The organism is Alicyclobacillus suci (assembly GCF_017329615.1).
GTDB classification, from domain to species: Bacteria; Bacillota; Bacilli; order Alicyclobacillales; family Alicyclobacillaceae; genus Alicyclobacillus; species Alicyclobacillus suci.
This window is the reverse complement of sequence record NZ_JAFMTW010000278.1, coordinates 1-211: the sequence shown is the minus strand read 5'-3', so window position 1 is coordinate 211 and position 211 is coordinate 1. Positions and strand designations below refer to the sequence as shown.

Here is a 211-nt window from a genome sequence, read left to right as displayed (position 1 = left end):
GCTGGGGCAGGAACGGATTTTCCACTTTGAGGACATCGAACAAGATCCCCTGTTGAAGCTGAAGTTGGACGTGCCGAAACTGCCTGATACGACTCTGTTATATAAGGACCTCAAGCGGCTCGGTTCCGACGCTGGCATCAAAGCGATACGTTCGGCGCATAGACAAATCCTAAGGTCACTTCTCCCCAAAGGACAAGGCATCGTGGTCGAT

General features: G+C 52.1%; 1 pseudogene. It reads left to right on the top strand.

Going from position 1 to position 211, the window contains the following annotated elements:
• Positions 1 to 211: pseudogene (locus J3482_RS20710) on the top strand (hypothetical protein); the annotation flags it as partial.